At 68.9% G+C, this 23,475-nt stretch carries 26 protein-coding genes; 16 read left to right on the top strand and 10 right to left on the bottom strand.

Going from position 1 to position 23,475, the window contains the following annotated elements; genetic code table 11:
• Window positions 1-107 precede the first annotated feature (107 nt).
• The 3 genes from NPA30_RS03630 (at window position 108) to NPA30_RS03620 (ending at window position 3,890) form a co-directional block, all read left to right on the top strand.
• On the top strand, window positions 108-1,625 hold the full coding sequence (locus tag NPA30_RS03630) for an ArnT family glycosyltransferase (RefSeq protein WP_256800996.1): 1,518 nt from the start codon (window positions 108-110) through the stop codon (window positions 1,623-1,625).
• A 158-nt stretch (window positions 1,626-1,783) separates the two neighbouring features.
• Window positions 1,784-2,518 carry a proteasome-type protease gene (locus tag NPA30_RS03625; RefSeq protein WP_256800995.1) on the top strand — a complete coding sequence of 245 codons (735 nt, stop codon included), beginning with the start codon at window positions 1,784-1,786 and terminating at the stop codon, window positions 2,516-2,518.
• Window positions 2,519-2,990: 472 nt separating this feature from the next.
• On the top strand, window positions 2,991-3,890 hold the full coding sequence (locus NPA30_RS03620) for a PIG-L family deacetylase (protein WP_256800993.1): 900 nt from the start codon (window positions 2,991-2,993) through the stop codon (window positions 3,888-3,890).
• Window positions 3,891-3,956: 66 nt separating this feature from the next.
• On the opposite strand, the gene NPA30_RS03615 is transcribed toward NPA30_RS03620, so the two are convergent.
• Window positions 3,957-4,322 (bottom strand): gamma-butyrobetaine hydroxylase-like domain-containing protein, encoded by a 366-nt coding sequence (locus tag NPA30_RS03615; protein ID WP_256800992.1) that lies wholly within the window; start codon window positions 4,320-4,322, stop codon window positions 3,957-3,959.
• Window positions 4,323-4,503: 181 nt separating this feature from the next.
• Here NPA30_RS03615 and moaA point away from each other — a divergent pair, with 181 nt between their 5' ends.
• From moaA to mobA, 5 genes are all read left to right on the top strand, one after another.
• Complete coding sequence (gene moaA, locus NPA30_RS03610; protein ID WP_256801553.1) at window positions 4,504-5,493, top strand: GTP 3',8-cyclase MoaA; 990 nt, start codon at window positions 4,504-4,506, stop codon at window positions 5,491-5,493.
• Window positions 5,494-5,496: 3 nt separating this feature from the next.
• Window positions 5,497-5,979, top strand: a complete 483-nt coding sequence (locus NPA30_RS03605; RefSeq protein WP_256800991.1) for a hypothetical protein — start codon at window positions 5,497-5,499, stop codon at window positions 5,977-5,979.
• 109 nt (window positions 5,980-6,088) lie between these two features.
• Window positions 6,089-6,298 carry a hypothetical protein gene (locus NPA30_RS03600; protein ID WP_256800990.1) on the top strand — a complete coding sequence of 70 codons (210 nt, stop codon included), beginning with the start codon at window positions 6,089-6,091 and terminating at the stop codon, window positions 6,296-6,298.
• A 102-nt stretch (window positions 6,299-6,400) separates the two neighbouring features.
• Complete coding sequence (locus NPA30_RS03595; RefSeq protein ID WP_256800989.1) at window positions 6,401-7,342, top strand: DMT family transporter; 942 nt, start codon at window positions 6,401-6,403, stop codon at window positions 7,340-7,342.
• Entirely contained in the window at window positions 7,342-7,968 is a 627-nt protein-coding gene (mobA, locus tag NPA30_RS03590) for a molybdenum cofactor guanylyltransferase MobA (RefSeq protein ID WP_256800988.1), read from the top strand. The genes NPA30_RS03595 and mobA overlap by 1 nt, the downstream gene beginning before the upstream one ends.
• A gap of 6 nt (window positions 7,969-7,974) precedes the next feature.
• On the opposite strand, the gene NPA30_RS03585 is transcribed toward mobA, so the two are convergent.
• Window positions 7,975-8,745, bottom strand: coding sequence for a GGDEF domain-containing protein (locus NPA30_RS03585; RefSeq protein ID WP_256800987.1), 771 nt, complete (start codon window positions 8,743-8,745; stop codon window positions 7,975-7,977).
• A 160-nt stretch (window positions 8,746-8,905) separates the two neighbouring features.
• Here NPA30_RS03585 and NPA30_RS03580 point away from each other — a divergent pair, with 160 nt between their 5' ends.
• Window positions 8,906-9,775: an NAD(P)-dependent oxidoreductase gene (locus NPA30_RS03580; protein WP_256800986.1), complete on the top strand. Its 870-nt coding sequence runs from the start codon at window positions 8,906-8,908 to the stop codon at window positions 9,773-9,775.
• A 24-nt stretch (window positions 9,776-9,799) separates the two neighbouring features.
• Here NPA30_RS03580 and NPA30_RS03575 read toward each other — a convergent pair whose 3' ends face one another.
• Entirely contained in the window at window positions 9,800-10,288 is a 489-nt protein-coding gene (locus tag NPA30_RS03575; protein ID WP_256800985.1) for an Lrp/AsnC family transcriptional regulator, read from the bottom strand.
• A gap of 183 nt (window positions 10,289-10,471) precedes the next feature.
• On the opposite strand from NPA30_RS03575, the gene NPA30_RS03570 reads away from it, so the two are divergent.
• The 3 genes from NPA30_RS03570 to NPA30_RS03560 all read left to right on the top strand — a co-directional run bounded on the left by NPA30_RS03570 (window position 10,472) and on the right by NPA30_RS03560 (window position 12,954).
• The gene (locus NPA30_RS03570; protein ID WP_256800984.1) at window positions 10,472-11,983 is read left to right on the top strand and encodes a sensor histidine kinase; all 1,512 of its coding nucleotides are present in this window, start codon (window positions 10,472-10,474) and stop codon (window positions 11,981-11,983) included.
• A gap of 76 nt (window positions 11,984-12,059) precedes the next feature.
• Complete coding sequence (locus NPA30_RS03565; RefSeq protein WP_256800983.1) at window positions 12,060-12,239, top strand: DUF1289 domain-containing protein; 180 nt, start codon at window positions 12,060-12,062, stop codon at window positions 12,237-12,239.
• Window positions 12,240-12,243: 4 nt separating this feature from the next.
• A complete protein-coding gene (locus NPA30_RS03560; RefSeq protein WP_256800982.1) occupies window positions 12,244-12,954 on the top strand; it encodes a retropepsin-like aspartic protease family protein in 711 nt (236 codons plus the stop codon).
• A 170-nt stretch (window positions 12,955-13,124) separates the two neighbouring features.
• Here the strand turns inward: NPA30_RS03560 and NPA30_RS03555 are convergent, their stop codons facing one another.
• From NPA30_RS03555 to NPA30_RS03540, 4 genes are all read right to left on the bottom strand, one after another.
• On the bottom strand, window positions 13,125-13,547 hold the full coding sequence (locus tag NPA30_RS03555) for a PilZ domain-containing protein (protein WP_256800980.1): 423 nt from the start codon (window positions 13,545-13,547) through the stop codon (window positions 13,125-13,127).
• A gap of 242 nt (window positions 13,548-13,789) precedes the next feature.
• Complete coding sequence (gene ilvC / locus NPA30_RS03550) at window positions 13,790-14,809, bottom strand: ketol-acid reductoisomerase (protein ID WP_256800979.1); 1,020 nt, start codon at window positions 14,807-14,809, stop codon at window positions 13,790-13,792.
• Window positions 14,809-15,489 carry a TetR/AcrR family transcriptional regulator C-terminal domain-containing protein gene (locus tag NPA30_RS03545; RefSeq protein WP_256800978.1) on the bottom strand — a complete coding sequence of 227 codons (681 nt, stop codon included), beginning with the start codon at window positions 15,487-15,489 and terminating at the stop codon, window positions 14,809-14,811. Before NPA30_RS03545 ends, ilvC begins: the two co-directional genes overlap by 1 nt.
• Window positions 15,490-15,737: 248 nt before the next feature.
• Window positions 15,738-16,484 carry a pyridoxine 5'-phosphate synthase gene (locus NPA30_RS03540; RefSeq protein WP_256800977.1) on the bottom strand — a complete coding sequence of 249 codons (747 nt, stop codon included), beginning with the start codon at window positions 16,482-16,484 and terminating at the stop codon, window positions 15,738-15,740.
• A 183-nt stretch (window positions 16,485-16,667) separates the two neighbouring features.
• Between NPA30_RS03540 and NPA30_RS03535 the strand changes: the two genes are divergently transcribed.
• Entirely contained in the window at window positions 16,668-17,861 is a 1,194-nt protein-coding gene (locus tag NPA30_RS03535) for a hypothetical protein (protein ID WP_256800976.1), read from the top strand.
• A gap of 52 nt (window positions 17,862-17,913) precedes the next feature.
• On the opposite strand, the gene NPA30_RS03530 is transcribed toward NPA30_RS03535, so the two are convergent.
• Window positions 17,914-19,044 (bottom strand): ATP-dependent DNA helicase, encoded by a 1,131-nt coding sequence (locus NPA30_RS03530; RefSeq protein ID WP_256800975.1) that lies wholly within the window; start codon window positions 19,042-19,044, stop codon window positions 17,914-17,916.
• Window positions 19,045-19,220: 176 nt separating this feature from the next.
• Here NPA30_RS03530 and NPA30_RS03525 point away from each other — a divergent pair, with 176 nt between their 5' ends.
• Together NPA30_RS03525 and NPA30_RS03520 are read left to right on the top strand one after the other, a co-directional pair.
• A complete protein-coding gene (locus NPA30_RS03525; RefSeq protein WP_256800974.1) occupies window positions 19,221-19,619 on the top strand; it encodes a (R)-mandelonitrile lyase in 399 nt (132 codons plus the stop codon).
• A gap of 128 nt (window positions 19,620-19,747) precedes the next feature.
• Window positions 19,748-20,440 carry a RibD family protein gene (locus NPA30_RS03520; protein WP_256800973.1) on the top strand — a complete coding sequence of 231 codons (693 nt, stop codon included), beginning with the start codon at window positions 19,748-19,750 and terminating at the stop codon, window positions 20,438-20,440.
• A 102-nt stretch (window positions 20,441-20,542) separates the two neighbouring features.
• On the opposite strand, the gene NPA30_RS03515 is transcribed toward NPA30_RS03520, so the two are convergent.
• Both NPA30_RS03515 and ilvN read right to left on the bottom strand, forming a co-directional pair.
• Window positions 20,543-21,139: a LysE family translocator gene (locus NPA30_RS03515; protein WP_256800972.1), complete on the bottom strand. Its 597-nt coding sequence runs from the start codon at window positions 21,137-21,139 to the stop codon at window positions 20,543-20,545.
• A 119-nt stretch (window positions 21,140-21,258) separates the two neighbouring features.
• Window positions 21,259-21,831, bottom strand: a complete 573-nt coding sequence (ilvN, locus tag NPA30_RS03510) for an acetolactate synthase small subunit (protein ID WP_256800971.1) — start codon at window positions 21,829-21,831, stop codon at window positions 21,259-21,261.
• Window positions 21,832-21,999: 168 nt separating this feature from the next.
• Here ilvN and NPA30_RS03505 point away from each other — a divergent pair, with 168 nt between their 5' ends.
• Complete coding sequence (locus NPA30_RS03505) at window positions 22,000-23,418, top strand: hypothetical protein (RefSeq protein ID WP_256800970.1); 1,419 nt, start codon at window positions 22,000-22,002, stop codon at window positions 23,416-23,418.
• The last annotated feature ends 57 nt before the right edge of the window (window positions 23,419-23,475 follow it).

Below are 23,475 nucleotides of genomic sequence, written 5' to 3'. Positions count from 1 at the left end.
TCCACAGGATGCCCGCCGCGCGGGCGGGCGGTGCTTCTCTTAAGCGGCAAATGTGCCTATGGGTAGCCCGCCCGCGCCGGACCCGACACGAGATACAAGACGCCACCATGACGCTGCCGACCACCACAAGCCTCGGGCCCGCCATCCGGTGGGAGGCACGGGGGGCGGAGCGGCGGCTCGGTCTGCCGCTGTTGACGGTCCTGCTGCTCGCGCTGACCGCCCTGCGCGTCGGCGCGCTGTTCCTGTCGCCGAGCGAACTCGGCTTCGACGAGGCGCAGTACTGGGCCTGGTCGCGCCACCTCGCCTTCGGCTACTTCACCAAGCCGCCGCTCACCGCCTGGGTGATCGCCGCCGAAACCGCCGTCTGCGGTGATGGTGCCGCCTGCGTGCGCGCGGCCTCGCCGATCGTCCACATGGCGAGCGCGCTCCTGCTCTACGGTTTGGGCACCCGACTCTACGACCGCACCACCGGCTTCTGGAGCGCGCTCTTCTATGCGCTGATGCCCGGCGTCGCAGTCTCGTCGGTGCTGATGACGACGGACGTGTTCCTGCTGTTCTTCTGGAGCGCGGCGCTGCTCGTCCTTGCGGCCGACCTGCGCGCGCCTCGAGCCGCGACCGCGCTCGGCTTCGGTCTCCTCGTCGGCATCGGGCTCTATGCCAAATATGCGATGATCTACCTGCCGGTCCTGGCGATGCTCTACGGACTGGCGACGCCGGGCGCCCGGCGCGTCGTCTTCCGGCCGGCCTTCCTCGGCGGCCTGCTTGTGGCTGTCGCCATCGCCGTCCCGAATCTATGGTGGAACGCCACGCACCACTTCGCCACCTTCGAGCACACCGGCGACAACATCGGCTGGAGCCTGTCGCGCCTGAACTGGCGCAAGGGGTTCGAGTTTCTCGGATCCCAGTTCGGCGTCGCCGGACCGATCGTCTTCGGCGCGATGGTCAATGCCTTCCTGTTCCGGGCGCGCACCGAGGCGACCGGTGCCGACCGCCTCCTGCTGTGGTTCTCGGTGCCGATCGTGCTCGCGATCACCATCCAGGGGTTCCTGTCCCAGGCGAACGCCAACTGGGCGGCCACCGCCTACCCCGCCGGCGTCGTCCTCGCGACGGCGCTGATGCTCCGCTCGCCCACCCGCTTCTTCGCCGTCGCCAACCTGGCGATCGGCCTCCTCGTGGCCGCCATCCTCGTCGTCGGCACGGCCGTCTACGATCCGGCCGGAGCGTCCGGCCCGCTGGTGCAGTTGCGCCAGCTGAGCGGCTGGAAGACCACAGCCGCAAACCTCGAGCGGGTCGCGCGGCAGGTCGGTGCGCGCAGGCTGGTGCTGCAGGGCCGTGCGCTCACTGCGGGGCTCCTCCATCCGCTGCGCCGCTCGCATCTCGACATCCGCGCCTACCTGGCGCCAGGCGACCAGCCGACCGACCAGTTCCAGCTCGATCGGCCCTGGCGCGATGGAGACTCGTCGCAGGACACGCTGATCTTCGGCATCGGCAGGGATACGGCGGAGCGGCTGAACGCCGTGCCGATCGCCACGATCGATGCGCCGATCTACTCCGCTCGCGACGGCCGGATGACGGTCTACCGTCTTTCCGAGGATGCTTCTGCTCCTGCGGCACCGGGCGGCTGAGGCAAGAAAGCGACAGCGCCTGGGGAAAGCCTGTGGACAACGCGCGGCCTCTTGCCCGCGCGACCGATATTGGCGCCAGTAAAGCTTCGTAACAGCGTGCCGCCTTAGTCTTTGCTGCCTGAGATCAGCCGGAAGCGGCGCCTTCGAGGACACGGATCATGACCTATTGCGTCGGCCTCTCCGTCGACCGCGGCCTGGTGTTCATGTCGGACACGCGCACCAATGCGGGCGTCGACAACATCTCCGTCGTCCAGAAGATGCGGACCTGGGAGGTGCCGGGCGAGCGCTTCCTCTGCCTGATGAGCGCCGGCAACCTCGCCACCACCCAGGCCACCATCTCGCTGCTGGAGGAGCGGGTGCTCGATCCGGCCAACCGCGAGCCTGCGCTTCTGAAGCAACCCTCGATGTTCCAGACGGCGAAGCTGATCGGCGACACGTTGAAGGAGGTGATCGCCGAGACGTCTCCGACGGGACAGTCGGCGGATGCGCGCTTTGCCGCGTCCTTCATCCTCGGCGGCCAGGTGAAGGGCTTCAAGCCCTGCCTGTTCATGATCTATCCGGAGGGCAACTTCATCGAGGCCGGCCTCGACAACCCGTTCTTCCAGATCGGCGAGCACAAATACGGCCGTCCCATCATCGTGCGGACCTACGACCCCCGAATGTCGCTGGAGGAGGTCGCAAAGCTGCTGCTCGTCTCCTTCGATTCGACCATCCGCTCGAACCTTTCGGTCGGGCTGCCGATCGACATGCAGTTCTACGAGACCGACAGCTTCAAGGCCGGCTACCGTCGCCGCTTCGATCGCACCGACCCCTACTACAACCTCATTTCGGAAGGCTGGTCCGAGGCGCTGAAGAAGGCCTTCGACGACCTGCCGCCCTTTGTGGCCGCCTAGGTCAAGGGACACCGTATCGCCTTACCGTAGGCACCCGGATCGAGACCGCGGCACCGGGTCCGTTTCCGCGGACTCCGCGCAGAGCCGTTCGGATTCGTCGGACCTGAGGCATCGTATTTTCGCCGGCGGCGGCGGCCTCGCGCCCCGGAGACTGCGCCTCCCCGGCATCCCCTTTTTTTGCAGGCGCACGCTGGCCCTCCTCGGGCTCCGACCTCTCGCCGCACCTGCAATGCTTCAGGCTGCAGCCGCCCGAAGGAAGGGTCTTGGCACGCGCTGTCGTTAACCATGTAAATCTTTAGACGAGTTTTCTGTTAATCGATCGCTTGCCAGCCGATTAACTTGGGTTAAAACTTATAGTCAACGAGGCGTTAACAGTAAAATTTTACCGATGCTGCGAGATGCGGCGGCTCGAGCGTCCGAGGCCGGAGGGCCGAAGACGCGCGCCGGCAGCAGGAGCCAAGCGAGAGCCGACATGAGCACCACGCCCGCCTTCCTCGAAAACTCCGTCATCATCGCCGCCCATCCCGATGACGAGATGCTCTGGTTCACCTCAATCGTCGGCAAGGTCGACCGGGTCGTCATCGTGTTTCGCGACTTCTGGGCGTCGCCCGAACTCGGCAAGGCGCGCGAGAACGCGATCGCACATCTGCCGCTGCGCGACGTCACCTGCCTCGACCTGCCCGAGCCGGGCACCTACGGCTGCGCCGACTGGCGGCACCCGCGCCCCAGCGCCTACGGCTTGCGGCTCGGCCTGGAGGAGACACGCCGCGAGGCCATCCGGCTCGGCCGCAGGGTGGCCGGCGCGATCCGGCGCTCCACGCGGGCCGTCGGTCCGCAGCGCGTCGATCGGCACTACCGGGCGAATTTCGATCGCATCTGCGCCACGCTGGAGCCCATGCTGAAGCCGGACATGAACGTCTTCACGCACAATCCGTGGGGCGAGTACGGCCACGAGGATCACGTGCAGGTCTTCCGGGCGCTCGACCATCTGCGCCGGAAGATCGGCTTCAGGCTGTGGATCTCGAACTACTGTTCCGAGCGCTCGCTGCCGCTCGCCATGCGCTATCTCAGCAAGACGCCGGACGCCTACATCCGGCTGCCGTCGGACACGGCGTTGGCCCGCGAGATCGCCGACGTCTATCGCCGCTTCGGCTGCTGGACCTGGGCCGAGGACTGGGCCTGGTTCGAGGACGAGTGCTTCATGGAGGCGCCGCGCGAGGAGGCCGGCGGGGCGCAGGCGCGCTTGATGCCGCTGAACTTCTTCAGCATCGAGAACGCCGTGCGGCGCGCGTGGCCGAAGCTGCCGCTGATGGCTTCCTCGGCCGTCGGTGCCTCGGTGCTGGCGGTGGCGCTTCTGAGAGGGTTCCTCTGAACCAGGCTCGGACCGCCGCAGGGGCGCGCCCGCCGCCTGCCGGTTTCATCGTGCGACAGGCGCGACCTAGCGCTCGCGCTTCAGGCCCTTGGCCTCGAGTTCGGCGAGATAGGCGTGCCAGCGCTCGTCCTTGTGCTGGCCGAGCTCGGCAAGATAGCGCCAGGTGAAGAGTCCGGTGTCGTGCCCGTCATCGAAGACGATGCGGATCGCATAGTGCCCGACCGGCAGGATGTCGCGGATCGCGACGTCCCGCTTGCCGCCGACGGTGACGCGCTGATCCGGGGCATGGCCCTGAACCTCGGCGGACGGCGACATCACCCGGAGCATCTCGGCGGTGAAGCTGTCGGCCGCACCGCCCTTGAGGCGGACCGTCAGGGTGCGGCGGTCGGACGAGACGCGGATCTCTTCGGGAGCGGTCTGGGGTTCGGACACGTGAAAAGGCTCGCAACGGGTTCGGGTCGCAGGCACGGGTCGGTTGACCCGCGGCGGTGCCGCTTCCACATTGTCAGGGAACGAGAGCAGGAGATGCGGCTTCGGCCGCACTGTCATGAGTTTGGCTTCCGATATCAAGATCCCCGCAGCGGCCTCCACCGACGTAGCCCCCGCCGGCCGCATGATCGACCCGTTCGGGCGGCGCATCTCCTACCTGCGCGTGTCCGTCACCGACCGCTGTGACTTTCGCTGCGTGTACTGCATGGCCGAGGACATGCAGTTTCTGCCCAAGCGCGACCTCCTGACGCTGGAAGAGCTCGACCGCCTGTCCAGCGCCTTCGTCGCCAAGGGCGTGCGCAAGCTTCGCCTCACTGGCGGCGAGCCGCTGGTGCGCAAGAACATCATGTACCTGATCCGCTCGCTGTCGCGGCACCTCGACTCGGGCGCGCTCGAGGAGCTGACGCTGACCACCAACGGCTCGCAGCTGAAGCGGTTCGCAGGCGAACTCGCCGACTACGGCGTGAAGCGGCTCAACGTGTCGCTGGACACCCTCGATGCGGACAAGTTCAAGGCGATCACGCGCTGGGGCGATCTCGCGCGGGTCATGGAGGGTATCCGCGCCGCGCAGGCGGCCGGCATCCACGTGAAGTTGAACGCCGTCGCGCTGAAGGGCTTCAACGACGCCGAGATCCCCTCGATGATGGAGTGGGCGCACGGCGAGGGCATGGACCTGACCCTGATCGAGACCATGCCGATGGGCGAGATCGACGAGGATCGAACCGACCGCTACCTGCCGCTCAGCCAGGTCAAGCGCGATCTGGCGGAGCGCTACACGCTGACGGATCTCGCATTCCGGACCGGCGGCCCCGCCCGCTATGTCGAGGTGGCGGAGACCGGCGGTCGGCTCGGCTTCATCACCCCGATGACGCATAACTTCTGCGAGAGCTGCAATCGCGTGCGCGTCACCTGCACCGGCACGCTCTACATGTGTCTCGGGCAGGAGGATGCTGCCGATCTGCGAACGCCGCTGCGCGCCTCCGAAGGCGACGAGGCGCTCGCCCGGGCGATCGACGATGCGATCGCCCGCAAGCCGAAGGGGCATGACTTCATCATCGACCGCGCCACGCGCAAGCCAGCCGTGGGACGGCATATGAGTGTGACCGGAGGATAAGCCATGGCACGTTCCAGTGCAGTCATCGCAGCGGCGGGTCTCGCCGCCCTTCTGATCGGCGCCGCCGGATCCGCGTCGGCGGAGGATCTGACCTATCGCAACGAGCGCTTCGGCACGTCGGCGACCTTCCCGCACGAGGCGTTTCCGACGGCCCTTCCTGCGCCGACCAGCGGCGACGGCCGCGCCTGGGTCTCCGACAATGGCGCCGAGCTCTACATCTACGCCCGGCACAACACGGACGGCGAGACGCCCGCCAGCATCATCAAGTGGCGCGCCGGCGACGACACCGTGACCTACGCCAAGCACGGCAACAGCTGGGCGGTGGTGTCCGGCTACCGCGACGGCAAGATCTTCTACGAGCGTTACATCTTTCGCGGCGACACGATCCATTCGGTGGCGATCCGCTACCCCGAGCGTCTGCGCTCCCGCTACGATGACCTGGTCGGTCCGGTGACCATGACGCTGCGCGGCGGCAGCTCGTCCTGAGCTCCCTCACGCGGTGCGCCTGCTGCCCGGCCGGAACGCTGCGGGACTTCGGCCGTTGACTGCCCGCTCCGTCAAAGGAGCTGACCGTCACTTCTACCGGAGACCCCGCATGCGCGCCGTCCTCACCACCCTCTCGATCCTCACCCTCGCAGGGCTGGCGACGGCCGGCTGCACGCACGACCAGAAGACCCTCGGCGGCGCCGCGGTCGGCGCCGGCGGCGGCGCGCTCATCGGAAGTGCCGTCGGCGGAACCGGCGGTGCGGTCATCGGCGGCGTCGGTGGCGGCGTCGCGGGCGCGGTCGTCGGCAGCCGCCTCTGAGGGCGACGCAGCGCCCGTCGACTCTCGCCGATGTCGCCCTGAGCGCTGTTCGTGAACAAACGGCTCGCCTTGCACAGGCGGGCCGATTAAGGATCGGGCGCAATGTCCCGGTTCTACTCCCGATTCACCCGTCGCTTCGCCGTTCTCGGCGACAACCTCCGCGGCAGCCTGCTGATGATGCTGGCGATGGGTGCCTTCGTCGTCAACGACACCTTCGTCAAGCTCGCCTCGGACGACATGCACCCCGCCCAGATCATGGCGGTGCGCGGTGTCATGGCGACCGGCCTCCTGTATCTGCTCGCCCGTTCGCGCAAGGCGCAGCGGCCGCTGCGCGACATGCTGCAGCCGAGCGTGATGCTGCGCGCCGGTGCCGACATCCTGGCGACCATCACCTACATCCTCGGCCTCGCAAACCTGCCGATCGCCAACGCGTCGGCGATCTTCCAGGCCCTGCCGCTCACCGTGACGCTCGGCGCCGCCCTCTTTCTGCGCGAACCGGTCGGCTGGCGGCGCTGGCTTGCGATCATGATCGGCTTTGCCGGGGTCCTTATCGTCGTGCAGCCCGGGGCCGACGGCTTCAACGTCTACGCGCTCTGCGTCCTCGCCTCGGTGGTGTTCGCCGGCACCCGCGACCTCGTCACCCGCACCATGCCGAGAACCCTCTCCGCCCTGTTCGTCTCGACCACCACTTCGCTGCTGGTCACCCTCACCGGCTGGGTCATCCTGCCCTTCGTCGGCTGGTCGGACATGCACGTGACGGACTGGGCCCATCTGTGCTGCGCCGCCGTCGCCATCATCATCGGCTACATCGCGATCGTCGAGGCGATGCGCATCGGCGACATGGGCGTTGTCGCGCCCTTCCGCTACTCCGTGCTGATCTACGCGCTGCTGATCGGGTTCGTCGTGTTCGGCGACGTGCCGGGCCTTACGGTCCTCTTCGGCGCGTCGATCATCGTCGGGAGCGGCTTCTACACGCTCTACCGCGAACGGGTCCGGGGCGGCAGCATCGCGGCCAAGGCCTCCGTCCACACCAAGACCGTCTGATGAGCGTCTCGCGCCTTCCCCCGATCGCGGCGGTGATCCTGGCCGGCGGGCGTGGCTCGCGCATGGGCGGCCCCCTGCCGAAACCGCTCGTGCCGCTCGCCGGGCAGCCGCTGATCGCGCGTGTGCTGGCAAGGCTCGGACCAAGCCTGCGCCCGGTGCTGATCAGCGCCAACGAGCCGCAGCTCTACGCGGGTTTCGGCCATCCGGTGCTGGCCGATACGGTGGAGGGCTTTGCGGGACCGCTCGCCGGTCTCGACGCGGCGGCGGCATGGCTGGCCGCGCGCGCGCCCGGCGTGGAGGCCGTCCTGACCCTGCCGGCCGACACGCCCTTCCTGCCCGCCGATCTGGTGCCAGAACTGTGCGCTGGGCCGCCCGGGCGGGTGTGCGTCGCCAGCTTCGAGGGCCACCTGCAGCCGACGATCGCCGTGTGGCCACTTGCGAAGCTGCGCGGGCTGCGGGCGCTTCTCCGCCAGGCCGGGAACCGGTCGATCCGTACGCTGCTGGAGCGCACCGGCTTCGAGACGGTGACGTTTCCACCGGACCCGGCGGCACCGGGCGGCGACCCGTTCTTCAACGTCAACACGCCGGAGGAGCTTGAGGTCGCGGCGGCGTGCCTGTCGAAATAGCCGCGGTCAGGCGGCGGCGCGCGGCTGGATCGCGACGCGGTTTCGCCCCGCACGCTTGGCGGCGTAAAGGGCGCGGTCGGCGGCCGCGAAACCCGACAAGAGAGGCACGTCCGGCGCCCACGCCGCAATGCCGACGCTGATCGTGACCTGCGACCCATCCGCGAGACGCAGTTCCATCGCCCTCGCGACGTCGATGCGGATCGCGTCCGCCCGGGCGCGCGCCTCCGCCAGGTTGCATCCGACCAGAAGCGCTGCGAACTCCTCGCCGCCGACGCGGCCATAGACGTCCCGCTGGTCCATGAAGAGGCCGAGATGCCGCGCGACGGCGCCGATGACGTCGTCACCGGCGAGATGGCCGTACCGGTCGTTGATGCGCTTGAAGTGATCGATGTCGATCAGCAGGAGGACGGACGACTCGGCCTCTCCCCGCCGCGCCTGCGCCGTCTCGAAGAAGCCGCGGCGGTTGAGGATGCCGGTCTGCAGGTCGGTGCGACTGAGGCGCTCCATCTCGCTCTTCAGCTTGTAGAGCCGGAAATTGGCCCGGCAGATCGCCGTGATGAAGATCAGCGAGATAACCCCGGCGGTAAAGCTCGTCTGCACCATCGAGGGCCAGAGCCGAGCCGGCTGGGTGAGGAGATTGATCGTCGCATCGGTCACGTCCGCCGCCAAGACCGCGAGAAGGGTCAGCACCCCGACGCGTCGCAGCAAGGCGCGGCGGTCGCGGATTTCGGTGAACCAGTCGAAGATCTTCGACCATTGGAACGGGGGTGCGCTCATCTCAAGCGCTCAGTAAACCCAAAAACTCTCCAGATCCGTCACCGCCTGCACATCATTTTGTCTCAACTCCTTAGCAGCCGCTCGGTGCGCCGCAGCGGCCCCCGGTTTTGCCCCACACGCATCCTCCGCTACCTTCTTCGCAACAGGGAGATTCTGCGACATGGCGAAGACGGCATTCATCGGCCTTGGGGTAATGGGCTATCCGATGGCGGGGCATCTGTCCGGCCGCGGCGGGCACGCGGTGACCGTGTACAATCGCACCGCCGGAAAAGCCGAGCGCTGGGCCGAGCAACATGGCGGCAAGGCGGCCGGGACGCCGCGCGAAGCGGCCGGAGGCGCCGACTTCGTCTTCGTCTGTGTCGGCAACGACGATGACGTCCGCTCGGTCGTCTACGGCGAGGACGGCATATTCGCCGGCATGCAGGCGGGCGCCACGCTGATCGACAACACCACCGCTTCGGCGGAGCTTGCCCGCGAGCTGGATGGCGCTGCGCGCGAGAAGGGCTTCGGCTTCCTCGACGCGCCGGTCTCGGGGGGACAGGCCGGCGCCGAGAACGGCGCGCTCACGGTGATGGTCGGCGGCGACGAAGCGACCTTCGAGACGGCCAAGCCGGTGATCGCGGCCTATGCCAAGATGGTCGGCCGCATGGGCGAGGCCGGCGCGGGCCAGCTCGCCAAGATGATGAACCAGATCTGCATCGCCGGCCTCGTCCAGGGTCTGTCGGAGGCGATCCACTTCGGCAAGCGCGCCGGCATGGACATCGAAACGGTGGTGGATGTCATCTCGAAGGGTGCCGCCGGCTCCTGGCAGATGGAGAACCGGCACAAGACGATGGACAGCGGCCACTACGAGCATGGGTTCGCGGTCGAATGGATGCGCAAGGACCTGTCGATCTGCCTTGCCGAAGCGCGTCGGAACGGGGCGACCCTGCCGGTCGCCGCGCTTGTCGATCAGTTCTATGCCGAGGTCGAGGCGATGGGCGGCCGGCGCTGGGATACGTCGAGCCTGCTGGCGCGGCTGCAGCGCTGACGCCCGCCCCGCCGCGGCGCGCGCTCACGCCTCGCCGCGCGGCTCCTTTTCGAGGATGATGTAGTCGAGGGGCAGCTCGGTCGTGTACTTGATCTGCTCCATCGCGAAGGACGAGGACACGTCGCGGATCTCGATCTTGGCGATCAGGCGCTTGTAGAAGGCGTCATAGGCGGCGATGTCCGGCACGACCACCCGCAGGAGGTAGTCGACGTCGCCGCTCATGCGGTAGAACTCGACCACCTCCGGAAACTCGCCGACGACCTCCGAAAACCGCTTCAGCCATTCGACGGAGTGCGAGGCGGTGCGGATCGACACGAAGACGGTGACGCGCACATTGATCCGGCCGGGGTCGAGCACGGCGACCCGGCGGCGGATCACCCCCTCCTCCTCCAGCTTCTGGATGCGGCGCCAGCAGGGTGTCGTCGACAGGCCGACACGCTTGGCGACGTCCGCGACCGCCAGGGTCGCATCCTCCTGCAGGAGCCTCAAGATCTTCTTGTCCAACCGGTCCATGTGCCCATCCCCTTCGCAGGACCGTTAGCATCTTTCCCGACGCCCTGCGACGGAGCGGCGCCGCGCTATCGGGCGCACGGACGGGTATTGCCCGCATTGTCCGTTTCTTAAGCCAAATATTTAAACATTCCGAAAGAGGATGCGCCTGTCTGGTCCCCGTGCGTTGAAGGCAGCCCTGTCGCGATGTCCGCCGTGCTTCCGTCCACATACGACAAGAACGTCGTCGACCGGCGTCGCAAGCCGCGCGATGCCGATCTGTCGAAGACGCTGCGGGCGGCGCGCGAGCGGCTGGTGTCGCGCAACGGCCTGCCGCCGCGCTTCGACCGCGAGCTCCTGACGCAGCACGCAGCGGCCTTAAAGGGCGTCGCCCTCTTCATGCCAGTGCCGATCATCGCGACGGCGCTCGCCGCCGCGTCCTTCGTCGGCCCCCTTCCCGTCGTCTTCTGGTCGCTCCTGACCTTCTTCGTCTATGCGGTGCTCGTTGCGGTGGCGCACCGGTTCCAGACGCTGCCGACCGAGAAGGTCGACCCGAAGCGGTGGCGACAGCTCTTCCTTCTGGCGCATCTGTTCGCTGGCTCGACCTGGGCCTACTACGCCAGCATCGAATGCGCCGACTGCGCCGGGCCGAGCTTTCAGTTGCTCCAGTTCGCGGTTCTGCTCCTGATGATCGCTCTGACGGCGATGATCTCCTCCACGCTGAAGGGCGTCACGCTGGTCGCCTTCCTGCCGCTCGGAGTGGTGCTCCTGCGCAATGCGGCTCTGGCGCCCGACACGGTGGCGGCGGCCATGCACGGCATGCTGCTCGGCGCCATCGCGCTGTTCGCGCTGATCGCCGAGCGGCTGCGCCGCATCGCCGTGGAGCGGCTGCACCACCAGGCCGAGAAGGACGAGCTCATCGCCGAGCTCGAGACCGCACGGGTGATGTCGGACGAGGCGCGGCACCGGGCCGAGGAGGCCAACCTCGCCAAGTCGCGCTTCCTCGCCACCATGAGCCATGAGCTGCGCACGCCGCTGAACGCCATTCTCGGCTTTTCCGAGATCATCCAGCACCAGATCCTCGGACCGGTCGGCAACCCTACCTACATCGAGTACGTCAACGACATCCACACGTCCGGCCAGCACCTCCTGGACGTGATCAACGAGATCCTCGACCTGTCCCGCGTCGAGGCGGGGCGCTACTCCCTGCACGAGGAGGCGGTCGATCTCGTCACGATCGCACGCGATGCGCTCTCGTTGATCCGCATCAAGGCCGAGACCAAGAACATCGACGTCGTCCAGCAGTTCGAGATGCACCTGCCCCTGCTCTGGGCGGACGAACGATCGATCCGCCAGATCATCCTCAATCTTCTGTCGAACGCGGTGAAGTTCACTCCGAGCGGGGGCCAGATCCTGGTGCGCGTCGGCTGGACGGCCGGCGGCGGGCAGTACGTGTCGGTCAAGGACAACGGGCCCGGCATTCCCGAGGAGGAGCTGCCGATCGTCCTGTCCGCCTTCGGGCAGGGCTCGATCGCCATCCGCGGCGCCGAACAGGGCACCGGACTCGGCCTGTCGATCGTGCAGGCGCTGGTGCAGCTGCATCGCGGCTCCTTCCAGCTGAAGTCCAAGCTGCGCGAAGGCACCGAGGCGATCGCCGTCTTCCCGCACTCGCGCGTCCTCGAGGTCATGCCGGCGGTCGGCGAGAGCTACGCGCGCTGAGGCTGGTTGCGCCTCGTCCCGTCCGGCATACCTATGCGAGGCGTCCGCTCCGGGCGCGGCGAGGAAAAGAGTCCGGATGGCGATCGACAGTCCCTGCACCCGCGTCTGCGTGATCGACCCCGCATCGGGGCTCTGCAGGGGTTGCCGGCGCACGATCGAGGAGATCGCGAGCTGGACGCGGCTGACCGAAGCCGGGCGCCGCGCCGTGCTGGCCGACCTGCCGAACCGGCTGGTCCGGCCGAAGGCGGAGGGCTGAAAGAATGCGCGCGCTCGCCATCCTCATCGGGCTCATCGCGATCTGCGCCGTCGCTGCACTGCTGATGACCTCGCCGGATGCCGACGGCGTGTTCGCCGGGCTGCAGCAGCAGGACAATGCGCGGCTGGTCTATTACGGCATCTGGGCCGCGGTGCTCGGCGGCGGAGTGATCGCCGCGGCCCGAGCGAACCTCGGCGCCGCCCTGCGCAACCTCCTGATCTGGACCCTCGCCTTCCTCGTCCTGATCGGTTTCTACGCGTTCAAAGACGACCTGCAGTTCGTCGGAAACCGAATGCTGGCCGTCCTTGTGCCCGGGCGGGCGGTCGAGACCGCCGGAGGCGACGGGCGCGAACTGATGGTGACGCGCGGCCGCGACGGCCACTTCCATCTCGACGCGAAGGTCGACGGGCGGAGCGTGACGTTTCTGGTCGACACCGGCGCCAGCACCGTCGCGCTCGACCGGAACGTCGCCGAACAGATCGGCATCGACACGGCTCAGTTGCGCTTCGTCGATCGGGTGATGACCGCGAACGGCGTGGCGCGCGCCGCACGGCTCCGGCTGGACAGCATCGCCATCGGCGGGATCGAGCGGCGGGACGTCGAGGCGACGGTGATGGAGAACAACGCGCTCGGCGAGAGCCTCCTCGGAATGAGCTTCCTGTCGCAGCTATCCGGCTTCGAGTTCAGCGGCGATCGGCTGATCCTGAAGGATTGAGCGCAGGCCTGGGTGTGCCCTCTGGCTCGGCATCCATCCGGAGTGGCTCGCGCTGCATGACCGGCGACCCTCGCGCCGCGCGGCCGGTGTCGGAGCGTCGCCGGTCGCAAGCGGCCGCGCATCGATCGCGTCAGGACGCGGCGGCGCACGGCCGCCGCGTCGACGCTCGATCAGAACCAGGCGAAGTTGCGCCGCAGGGCGGCCGGCAGCACGCGATGCTGGATCCGGACGATCTCGGAGGGAGCGAACTCGACCGAGGGCGCCGCCGCAGGGCCAGGCGAGGCAGCCGGCTGCGAAGGGCCGGCCTCCTCGTCGATGTCGGTGAAGCGGATGCCCGCGAACATGCCCCGGCGGTAGACGAGCTTGGCCGGTCGATGGTCCTTCTCCTCGCCGACGCGCACGTCGAAGGCCTTCGGGAGGTGCACCGACTCGTCCAGGGTCAAGAGGGCGCCGGTGTCGGAGATGTTGCGGACGATGCAGTCGATCGTCGAGAAGTGATTGTTGAACAGGATCTTGGCGCGCTTGAGCGTGCGCGTGCGCAGGGCGGTGCGACGCTCGGCACCGTCGGGCTCCATGCTGGGTAGAGCGGTCATGGTCGACCTCCGCGTGGTATCAGATCGGAAGTGTGAGCCGAATTGGTTGCGAAAGCGGTAACGCTATCGGATGGATCGAAAGCAATATCAGGTTGCACGGCGGTCGGCGGCATCGGCCAACGGAGGCGGCTAACCCGGACGTGAACGATCGCCGCTCGGGAGGGTGCCGCCCCTCGCAGGTCGAACGAAAAAGAGCCGGCGCGGGACGCCGGCTCTCTCACCTCGACCCGTCGGTGAAGACCTCAGTTGCGGGCCTTGTCGACCAGGGCGTTGGACTTGATCCAGGGCATCATGGCGCGCAGCTTCTCGCCGACCTCCTCGATCTGGTGCGCGTCGTTGACCCGGCGGATGCCCTTGAAGCGCGCGGCGCCCGAGCGGTACTCCTGCATCCACTCGGAGGTGAACTTGCCGGTCTGGATGTCCTTGAGGACGCGCTTCATCTCGGCCTTGGTCTCGGCGGTGATGATGCGCGGGCCGGAGACGTACTCGCCCCACTCGGCCGTGTTGGAGATCGAGTAGTTCATGTTGGCGATGCCGCCCTCGTAGATCAGGTCGACGATCAGCTTCACCTCGTGCAGGCACTCGAAATAGGCCATTTCCGGCGCATAGCCGGCCTCGACCAGGGTCTCGAAGCCGGCGCGGATCAGCTCGACGAGGCCGCCGCAGAGCACCACCTGCTCGCCGAAGAGGTCGGTCTCGCACTCTTCCTTGAAGTTGGTCTCGATGATGCCCGAGCGGCCGCCGCCGACGCCGCAGGCATAGGAGAGCGCGAGCTCGAGCGCGTTGCCCGAGGCGTCCTGGTGGACCGCCACGAGGCAGGGCACGCCGCCGCCCTTCTGGTACTCGCCACGCACCGTGTGGCCCGGGCCCTTCGGCGCGATCATCACGACGTCGACCGAGGCCTTCGGCTCGATCAGGCCGAAATGCACGTTGAGGCCGTGCGCGAAGGCGATCGCCGCGCCGTCGCGGATGTTGGGCGCGATTTCGTTCTTATAGATGTCGGCCTGCAGCTCGTCCGGCGTCGCCATCATCATGAGGTCGGCCCAGGCGGCGGCCTCGGCGACGGTCATCAGCTTCAGGCCGTCGGCTTCCACCTTCTTGCCGGTCGCCGAGCCGGACTTCAGGCCGACAGCGATCTCGCCGGCGCCCGAGTCCTTCAGGTTGAGCGCATGCGCCCGCCCCTGGCTGCCATAGCCGATGATGGCGACCTTCTTGCCCTTGATCAGATTGAGATCGGCGTCGCGATCGTAATAGACGCGCATCAGCGTGTTCCTTCCTGCTGCAAGTGATGGGCGTTCTGCCCGGTGCCCGCCCCGTAGAGGGCGAGGAACTGTTGCGTGGCCCGCATGGCCTCGCGCCGGATTTCCGTCTCGCCCGGCGCCAGCCGGTCGCCGAGGAGGAGGCGGATCTGGAGGTCGCGCACGACGAGCCCGAAGAAGGTCCGGAAGGCCGTCTCGACGTCGTCGCAGGCGATCAGCCCAGCCGCCTGCCCGGCCTCCAGCACCGGCCGCAGGCGTCGCCCCATGGCGACCGGCCCGTTCTCCAGCACGATGCGGCCGAGATCGCCGCGCAGCGTCTGCGCCTGTCCAATCGCCAGCCGGTTCAGGGCGACCGAGGTCGTGCCTGAGAGAACGCGCAGCCAGTCGGCGGCGAACTGCTCCAGCGCGCCAGCCAGCGCCGTGCGGTCGAGCCCGGCTTGCGGAAGCTGGACGGCGCGGACCTTTGCTGCCTGCCACTGGACGGTCGCGGTCAGAAGGCCGTCGCGGTCGCCGAACCACTTGTAGAGCGTTTCCTTCGAGCAACTGGCGCGCCGCGCGACGCTGGTCATCGTCAGGGTCTCGTTTGGATCGACGAGAAGGGCCAGCGCCGCATCGAGGACCGCGCGCTGACGCTCCGTCGGCGCTTCCAGCCCCTCTTGCGCTATCGTCTGCGCCGCCTGCATCCGTTCAAACACCCTCCAGCCGTACCGTAACGTACGGTACGCTCCTTTATCGGCATCGAGATCAAGCTGCAAGTCTCGGCGCAAGATCGGGTGCGCAGCCGAGACGGGCGCGGTCGAGGCGGCTCACGTTGGGGATGCTCGGCTTGCGGCCAACTCGGAGGGCCAGGCCATCCCGACGGGATGATCCCGGTTGGCTCCCAAGCGCTCCGGAAGCGAAGCGTGGAACCGCCGGACGGACACGGGAGGTCTCAGCCGGCGTGTCCGCAGGCCTCGAGAAAGCGCCGCACGGTTCCGGCCATGCCATGCTCCAAGGCATCGGCGATCAGCCCATGGCCGATCGACACCTCGGCGAGATCGGGAATGCGGCGCACCAGGGCCGGCAGATTGGCAACCGTCAGATCGTGCCCGGCATTGACGCCGAGCCCCTCGGCTACAGCCGCATCGGCGGCAAGACCCAGCCGCTGCACCTCACGCGCCGCGGCCTCGGGATCATCGAAGGTGCCGCCATAGGGGCCGGTGTAGAGCTCGATGCGGTCGGCGCCCGTCGCGGCGGCCGCCGGCATCTGCGCGGCATCCGCGTCGGCAAAGAGCGAGACGCGCGCCCCTCTCCCCTTCAGCCGCTCGACGATCGGCTTCAGCTGCTCGCCCTGCTCGGCGAAGTTCCAGCCGTGGTCGGAGGTCGCCTGGCGCGGATCGTCCGGGACGAGGGTCACCTGTTCCGGCCGGATCGGTTCGATCAAGGCCAGGAACTCGGCCGACGGGTAGCCTTCGATGTTGAACTCGGCGTCAGGAAATTCGGCATCGATCAGCTGGCGCAGATCCGCGAGATCGGAGAAGCGGATGTGGCGCTGGTCGGGCCGCGGATGCACCGTCAGGCCGTGGGCACCGGCTTCGAGCGCGATGCGGCCCATGCCGGTGACGCTCGGCCATGGCAGGTCGCGACGGTTGCGCAGCATGGCGACGGCGTTGAGGTTGACGGACAGCTCGGTCGGCATGCGGTGCATCCTGGGAACGGGTGCGGCGGAGATAGCGCGCCGCGCGCGCTCCCGCCAGCGCCCGCGAGGCCATGGCCGTGCCGTGTGCCGCTGCTGCCGAAAGATCGCTTGCCGCGCCTCCGGCTCCTGACGCACTCTTGCGGCGAAGGCCGGGCCAACCGGCCCGCACGGGAGAGAGGCACCATGACTGCAACGCGGTTCATTCCGTTTCTGATCGCCGGCTTCGTCGGCTTCCTCATCGGCTGGATGCTCGGACCGGACGTCGCGGACGTCGAAGCCAGCCTGTCGCAGCGCATCGACGCGGTCGGCACCCGGGTCGGAGGGCTGGAGGCGCCGCTCGCCGATCTCAAGTCGCAGGTGACCGCGATCGGCGATCAGACCAAGTCGCTGGCCGACCATGTCGGCACCCTGCCCGACCCCTCCGAGGGGCTTGCGGCCCTCAACGGAAAGCTCGACCAGCTGGCGCAGAATCTCGGCAAACGCGGCGACGCACTAGAGGCTTCGGCGGAACAGCAGCAGCAGGCACTGCAGCCGGTGACCCAGCAGCTGACGGCGCTGGGCGAGGCGGTGAAACAGCTCGGCCAGCGGCTCGACACGGTCGACCAGAGGCTTGCCTCGCTTGGCTCCGGATCGCAGTCGCCCGCCTCGCCGTCCGCCGGTACGGCCGGGCGCGCATCATCTCCCGAGCCGGCGAGCGGGCAGCCGGCAGCCACCGGCCAGAGCGCCAGTCCCGGGACCGGGACACAGGCGAGCGCAGCGACGGGCAGCGTGGCCGCCTTGGGATCGACCCGCGTCTTCGTCTCGGGCCTCGACGCAAACGGCGCTTGGCTGGTGCCGAGCGGCGGCAGCCGGCAGCGTGTCGCCGTCGGTTCGGCGATCGATGCCGGCAACGGCTGCAGGGTGACGCTGACGGCGATCGAGACCGGCGCAGCCGAGCTCACAGGCGCCGGATGCGACGGGGGCCAGCACGGCAATACGGGCGCAGATCAGGCGCAGCCGGCGGACCAGCCCTCGTCCACACAGCCGGCAGCCCAGCAGAGCGATCCGCGCGCAGGAGGAGACACCGGCGCCACCGCGGCGGGTCAGGCAGCAGCCGCGCAGCCGGCGCCGGGCGATGGCGGTCAGACCCCTGACAAGGGCGCGGCCGCGGTCGACGCGTCGGGCGGCGATGGCCTGCAGACGGGCCAGACCCGCAGCTTCGGCTCGCAGAAGGTCTTCGTCTCGGCCACCCACGACAATGGCGCGACCCTCTTCGTCGTCGGCAGCGGACGGCGTGAGCTCGTCGCCGGAGACACCGCCAAGATCGACGGCAGCTGCTCGATCAAGCTCGATCGGGTCGAGAACCGGCGGGCCTACCTGTCGGCGCAGGGCTGCTGAGCGGTCCCAGCCGCAGCATGCCGGCGCGCACGGATCTCCCGCCGCGCCGGCATCACTTCACGATCGTCAGCCGCTCGGCGGCGCGGGTGATCGCGGTGTAGAGCCAGCGCTCGCGGGTGTCGCGGAAGGCGAAGCTCTCGTCGAACAGCATCACGTCGTTCCACTGCGAGCCCTGCGCCTTGTGCACGGTCAGCGCATAGCCGTAGTCGAAGTCGTCGAAGCGCTTCTTCGTCGCCCAGGGGATGTCCGCGTCCGGATCCTCGAAGGCGGCCTTCAGGAGCTTGATCTTGGCCGCGCCCTTGTCGATGTCGTCGTCGTCGGGCTTCACGATGAGGTTCGTGCCGGGCTTGGTCGTCTCGGGCGAAGCGGTCATCACCTGCCAGAGCGAACCGTTGAGGAGGCCCTTGGCGGGGTCGTTGCGCAGGCACACCAGCTTGTCGCCGGGCAGCGGCAGCGGCCCCTGGAAGCCCTTCAGCTCGCGCAGCCGCGCGTTGTAGCGCCGGCGCGTGCGGTTGGTGCCGACCAGCACCTGGTCGGCCGCCATGACCGCGTCGCGGTCGACGTCGCGCTTGGAGATCACGCGGGCGCCGGTGCCGTAGTCGCCATACATGATCTCCTTGCCCTCGCGCACCTGGAGCGCGAGATCGATGATCGGGTTGTCGCGCGCCTGACGATGGATCTCGGTCAGGAGAAAGTCCGGCTCGGCCTCGGTGAAGAAGCCGCCGCCGGAGACCGGCGGCAGCTGCCCGGGATCGCCGAGCACCAGCACCGGCGTGCCGAAGGACAGGAGGTCGCGCCCGAGCGCCTCGTCGACCATCGAGCACTCGTCGACGACGATGAGCTTGGCCTTGGCGACCGGGCTCTGGCGGTTGAGCGAGAAGGTCGGCGAGACACGGGAGGTGCCGGCCGTCTCGTCCTCGACCGTCTCCTCGCCGCGCGGCCGGTAGATCAGCGAATGCAGCGTGCGGGCGCTCTTGGCGCCCTTCGAGCGCAGCACCTGTGCCGCCTTGCCGGTGAACGCGGCGAACTGCACGGCGCCGTCGATCCCCTCGGCGAAGTGACGAGCGAGCGTCGTCTTGCCCGTGCCGGCATAGCCGAACAGCCGGAAGATCGGCTTGTCCGGCGCCTCGAGCCACTGCGCGACGGCCTTCAGCGCCTCGTCCTGCTGCGGGGAGAGCTTCACCGGGCCGGGCCTGCATTGCGATTCTTCATGGGAGCATGAATGGCAGGTGGCGGCAGCGAAGGCAAAGGCGGCATCCGACCGGATGAGTCGAGCGCCTTACCAGCGCGCGCTCCGTTGCTAGATGCTGTCGCAAGTCGCCAATGCGGCATGCCGAAGACGATCGACGGAGATCCATCATGGACATCAAGCGCAGCGGCTTTGCGGCTTCCAAGCCGGGGCCGGCCGACTGGTTCACGGGGACGGTGCGCCTCGACTCGCCGTTCAGCGGCAGTGGCGCGCTGAGCGGCACCACGGTCACCTTCGAGCCGGGCGCGCGCACTGCCTGGCACACCCACCCGCTCGGTCAGACGCTGCTCGTCGTCTCCGGCCTCGGCCGGGTGCAGAGCGAGGGCGGCCCGGTGCAGGAGATCCGGCCCGGCGACGTCGTCTGGTTCGCGCCAGGCGAGAAGCACTGGCACGGCGCATCGCCGGACTGCGCGATGTCGCATGTCGCCATCGCCGAAATGAAGGACGGCTCTGCCGTCACCTGGATGGAGAAGGTCAGCGACGCCGACTACGGCGGTGAGGTCGGCTGACGATCCGGCCAAGGCTCGAGGCAACTGCGGCGCCGCACCCGACGAAGCCTCCCGTCGTCACCCATCCCGCACCACCTGGCGCTCGCCGAACGACCGGACGGCTCAGGCCGCATCGACCGGAGGTCCTCATGAAGCCGCACGTCATCTGCCACATGATCGTCTCGCTCGACGGGCGCATCCACCCGAGCCGCTGGACCTCCAGCCCGGACGGCGCGAGCAAGGCGTGGTCGGAGGTTTACGAGGCGATCCACGAAGAATTCGGCGCCGATGCCTGGCTGGTGGGCCGGGTGACCATGGCAGAGATGACCAAGGCCAAGGCCAACCCGCCGGGCGCCGGCACGCAGCCGCCGCGACCGCGGCACATCGCCCGGCGCGATGCCGGCAGCTATGCCGTGACGATCGACCGCTCGGGCAAGCTGCAGTTCGACAAGCCCGACATCGGCGGCGACCACGTTGTCGTCCTTCTCGGCCGCGACGTGCCCGACAGCCACCTCGCCGGGCTCGTTGCCGCTGGCGTCTCGTACATCCTCGCGGAGGACGAAGCGATGTCGATCGACCCGTTGCTCGAAGTGTTGGAGCGAGATTTCGGCATCCGAACGCTGCTGCTCGAGGGCGGCGGGGCCACCAACGGCCGGCTGATGGCTGCAGGTCTCGTCGACGAGATCAGTCTCCTGATCGCGCCCGCCATCGATGGCGCCGACGGAGTGGAGGGCGTCTTCGACGCCGGCGAGCGGCTGGCGGGCAAGGCCGAACTGAGCCTTCTCTCCACCGCGACTCGGCCGCATGGCCTGGTGCATCTGCGCTACGCGGTCGCGCGGTAACGTGACACCCGCGCGCGGTCGGCGGGGCGCGACATCGGATCGCGGGACGCCTTCGGGCCTCCAGTCGATCCCGCGGCTATCGGGGGAGGCGTTCCGCCACCGTCACAGCAGCAGCGGAATCAGCGTCAGCGCCAGAAGGACCCCCATCGCGATGTTGAACCACTTCAGCCGGACCGGATCGGACAGAAACTGCCGCAGCATCAGCCCGAAGCCTGCCCAGGTGGAGACGGAGGTGGCGCTTGCGATCAGGCAGACGGCGACGACGACGGCAATCGAGGCGACCGGCTGCAGCGGGTCGGCGTAGAGCGCCACGATGGTGATGGCGAAGACCCAGGCCTTCGGATTGACCCACTGGAAGGCCGCCGCCTGCAGCAGCGTCATCGGCCGCTCGCCGTTCGGGCCGGCGGTCGAGAGCGTCCGTGCCGTGCCGATCTTCCAGGCGAGGTAGAGGAGGTAGGCGCCGCCGGCGACCTTGAGCGCGAGATGCAGCGCGGGAAAGGCGGCCAGCAAGGCCCCGAGGCCGGCCCCCACGGCGACGAGCAGAACCGAGAAGCCGATGGCGATGCCGAGCATGTGCGGAATCGTCCGGCGGAAGCCGAAATTGACGCCGGAGGCCAGCAGCATGACGTTGTTCGGCCCCGGCGTCAGCGACGCGACGAGGGCGAAGCCGAGAGCGGCGAGAGAGGTGTCGGCGGTCACGGGAGAGAAGCTCCGGCGGTGAGGAGGTCGTCCGGCCGCCGGACGGCGGCGGGTCGAGGACAGGCTGGGAGCCCGCGGCCGGTGCAACGGCCGACGGGCGATCGGCGACGGAGAGGCGGCTACATGCCGTCCTTGCCGCGGGTGAGCGCGGCCACGCCGGTGCGGCAGATCTCGACCAGCCCGAGCGGCGCGACGATGGCGATGAACTGGTCGATCTTGGAGACGCGGCCGGTGATCTGGAAGATGAAGTGCTCGGTCGTCGCGTCCACCACCTCGGCCTTGAAGGCATCGGCGAGGCGCAGGGCCTCGAGCCGCTGCTCGCCCTTGCCCGCGACCTTGACGATGGCGAGCTCCCGCTCGATTGCGCCGTCCTGGCCGTGCGCGCGCGCCGTCAGCGTCAGGTCGACGACCCGGTGCACCGGCACGATGCGCTCCAGCTGGCTCTTGATCTGGCCGAAGATGTGCGGGGCGCCGCTGGTCACGATCGTGATGCGCGACAGATGCTTCTCGTGCTCGGTCTCCGACACCGTCAGGCTCTCGATGTTGTAGCCGCGGCCGGAGAACAGCCCGATGACGCGGGCGAGCACGCCCGGCTCGTTGTCGACGAGGACGGCGAGCGTCCGCGTTTCGCTCGGCTCCTTCTCCTCGGTGATGAAGTAGGCCGAGGCGGGCGGCTGCAGGGGCTGGTTCATCGGGTCGTCCTTCCGGGCGCTCATCGCGTGGGCATGAAGAGGTTGAGTGTCGATCGAGAGTCAGCGAATGGGCGGCATCGTCATATGCCTCCCATCATCGACTGCCAAACTTCGCGGCGACAGGGGATGATGTCGCGCGGACCCCGCAACAGCAAAGGGATGACGATCATGACGGGTACGCGACTGTTGATGATGTCGGGCCTCGCGCTCGCCGGCGTGGCGGCCGGAACAGCCGGTGCGCAGGCCGCGCGCTGCACGCCGGCGACCAGTGAGGCCGGCTTCGACCTGGTGATCCAGGTGCAGGGCCAGGAGGGCGACTACCGCCTCGCCTGCATCGAGGGCGAGCTGACGGCCGTGCCGCTCGGCGCCGACTCGACCACGGCCGAGATCGCCGCGCCCCGCCCGGACGCGGGCAACGAGGCAGCCGGCAGCGACGCGCCGGGCGAGGCCGCGCAGGTGCCCGCCGAGCCCGCGCTCGGCACGACGCCGGAGGCCGGCGCGGCCGTGGCCGAGGCGCCTGCGACGGGCGAGAGCGGAACGGACGACGGCGCGACCGTCGCCGAGCAGATGCAGACCGCGGCAGGTGCCGACGGCACCCCAGGCACGACGAAGCCCGCCACGCCCGCAGCCGAAGCGGCGAGCCCGGTTGCACCGGGAGTCGATGCCACGGCTCCAACCGATCAGGGCCATGCCGGCACGAGCGCTGAACCGGCTCCGCCGGCCGAAAGCGCCGAGGTAGCGGGGACTGCGCCCTTGCCGCCCACCGAGGCCGCCGCTGCGACAGCGCCGGCGGAGCCCGCGCCCGGAGCCGTCGCCGAAACGCTCAGCGCTACGACGGAGCAGGGCGAACCCCCGCAGGTTGCGGCCGAGCCTGCTACGGGGAGCACGCCGGCTGAAGGCGAGGCGAGCGCGAGCCCTTCGGCCGCCGGCGAGCCGACGCCCGCAGCAGCCGGTGCCACCGTCGCCGAGCAGTTGCAGACCGCTGCCCCAGAGAACGGCGCCGAGAGTGGTGCTCCAGAGACCACCGAGGCGGTCCCCTCGACTGGAACGCCGGAGCAGCCGGCGACCGAGCCCGACGCCGGCGACAAGGCGCCCGTCGCGGCCGAGGCGGCCGCGCCGGAGGGTGCCGCGCGCGTCACCGGCGCGCCGAAGAGCGGTGAACGGATCGAGGGCGAGACGGCGGCCAACGCCGGGTCCGACATGGTGCCGGTGCCGGTCGCGGCCCTCACCGCGGCCCGGCTCGCCGTGCCCGAGGCACGCTTTGCCTCCGTCGCCGTGTCCGGTGAAGGCGAGACCGAGGTCTACGGTCTCGCCGGAGCGACCGATGAGGGCGACGCGGTGCGCGTCGACGTCGAGCGCGATGGCCGGATCGTGCAGATCGACCGCGAGATCGCAGCCGACGCCGTGCCGCAGCGCGTTACCCGGATCGCCGACGCGCTCCTCGCGGGCTTCGACGTCGAGCGGGTGACGCTGTCGATCCGCGACAACTATCGCGGCTACTACGTGTTCTGCGGCACCGACGACCGGCAGCAGCGCTTCGAGCTCGAGATCCGGTCGGACGGCCGGGACGTGCGCTTCGACCGCTGACCGGGGCCGAACCTTCGGGCGCCGGCCGAATGCCGGCGACCCGATCGCAAGCCGCGA

It is taken from the genome of Mangrovibrevibacter kandeliae (assembly GCF_024519155.1).
GTDB classification, from domain to species: Bacteria; Pseudomonadota; Alphaproteobacteria; order Rhizobiales; family Rhizobiaceae; genus Mangrovibrevibacter; species Mangrovibrevibacter kandeliae.
Note: the sequence above shows the minus strand (reverse complement) of the source record. Positions and strands in the feature narration are given on the sequence as shown.

Excerpts from the sequence above, each read along its gene's own strand:
- NPA30_RS03630 (WP_256800996.1), top strand. The coding sequence starts at position 108 with ATGACGCTGCCGACCACCACAAGCCTCGGGCCCGCCATCCGGTGGGAG.
- NPA30_RS03625 (WP_256800995.1), top strand. The coding sequence starts at position 1,784 with ATGACCTATTGCGTCGGCCTCTCCGTCGACCGCGGCCTGGTGTTCATG.
- NPA30_RS03620 (WP_256800993.1), top strand. The coding sequence starts at position 2,991 with ATGAGCACCACGCCCGCCTTCCTCGAAAACTCCGTCATCATCGCCGCC.
- moaA (WP_256801553.1), top strand. The coding sequence starts at position 4,504 with ATGATCGACCCGTTCGGGCGGCGCATCTCCTACCTGCGCGTGTCCGTC.
- NPA30_RS03605 (WP_256800991.1), top strand. The coding sequence starts at position 5,497 with ATGGCACGTTCCAGTGCAGTCATCGCAGCGGCGGGTCTCGCCGCCCTT.
- NPA30_RS03600 (WP_256800990.1), top strand. The coding sequence starts at position 6,089 with ATGCGCGCCGTCCTCACCACCCTCTCGATCCTCACCCTCGCAGGGCTG.
- NPA30_RS03595 (WP_256800989.1), top strand. The coding sequence starts at position 6,401 with ATGTCCCGGTTCTACTCCCGATTCACCCGTCGCTTCGCCGTTCTCGGC.
- mobA (WP_256800988.1), top strand. The coding sequence starts at position 7,342 with ATGAGCGTCTCGCGCCTTCCCCCGATCGCGGCGGTGATCCTGGCCGGC.
- NPA30_RS03585 (WP_256800987.1), bottom strand. The coding sequence starts at position 8,745 with ATGAGCGCACCCCCGTTCCAATGGTCGAAGATCTTCGACTGGTTCACC.
- NPA30_RS03580 (WP_256800986.1), top strand. The coding sequence starts at position 8,906 with ATGGCGAAGACGGCATTCATCGGCCTTGGGGTAATGGGCTATCCGATG.
- NPA30_RS03575 (WP_256800985.1), bottom strand. The coding sequence starts at position 10,288 with ATGGACCGGTTGGACAAGAAGATCTTGAGGCTCCTGCAGGAGGATGCG.
- NPA30_RS03570 (WP_256800984.1), top strand. The coding sequence starts at position 10,472 with ATGTCCGCCGTGCTTCCGTCCACATACGACAAGAACGTCGTCGACCGG.
- NPA30_RS03565 (WP_256800983.1), top strand. The coding sequence starts at position 12,060 with ATGGCGATCGACAGTCCCTGCACCCGCGTCTGCGTGATCGACCCCGCA.
- NPA30_RS03560 (WP_256800982.1), top strand. The coding sequence starts at position 12,244 with ATGCGCGCGCTCGCCATCCTCATCGGGCTCATCGCGATCTGCGCCGTC.
- NPA30_RS03555 (WP_256800980.1), bottom strand. The coding sequence starts at position 13,547 with ATGACCGCTCTACCCAGCATGGAGCCCGACGGTGCCGAGCGTCGCACC.
- ilvC (WP_256800979.1), bottom strand. The coding sequence starts at position 14,809 with ATGCGCGTCTATTACGATCGCGACGCCGATCTCAATCTGATCAAGGGC.
- NPA30_RS03545 (WP_256800978.1), bottom strand. The coding sequence starts at position 15,489 with ATGCAGGCGGCGCAGACGATAGCGCAAGAGGGGCTGGAAGCGCCGACG.
- NPA30_RS03540 (WP_256800977.1), bottom strand. The coding sequence starts at position 16,484 with ATGCCGACCGAGCTGTCCGTCAACCTCAACGCCGTCGCCATGCTGCGC.
- NPA30_RS03535 (WP_256800976.1), top strand. The coding sequence starts at position 16,668 with ATGACTGCAACGCGGTTCATTCCGTTTCTGATCGCCGGCTTCGTCGGC.
- NPA30_RS03525 (WP_256800974.1), top strand. The coding sequence starts at position 19,221 with ATGGACATCAAGCGCAGCGGCTTTGCGGCTTCCAAGCCGGGGCCGGCC.
- NPA30_RS03520 (WP_256800973.1), top strand. The coding sequence starts at position 19,748 with ATGAAGCCGCACGTCATCTGCCACATGATCGTCTCGCTCGACGGGCGC.
- ilvN (WP_256800971.1), bottom strand. The coding sequence starts at position 21,831 with ATGAACCAGCCCCTGCAGCCGCCCGCCTCGGCCTACTTCATCACCGAG.
- NPA30_RS03505 (WP_256800970.1), top strand. The coding sequence starts at position 22,000 with ATGACGGGTACGCGACTGTTGATGATGTCGGGCCTCGCGCTCGCCGGC.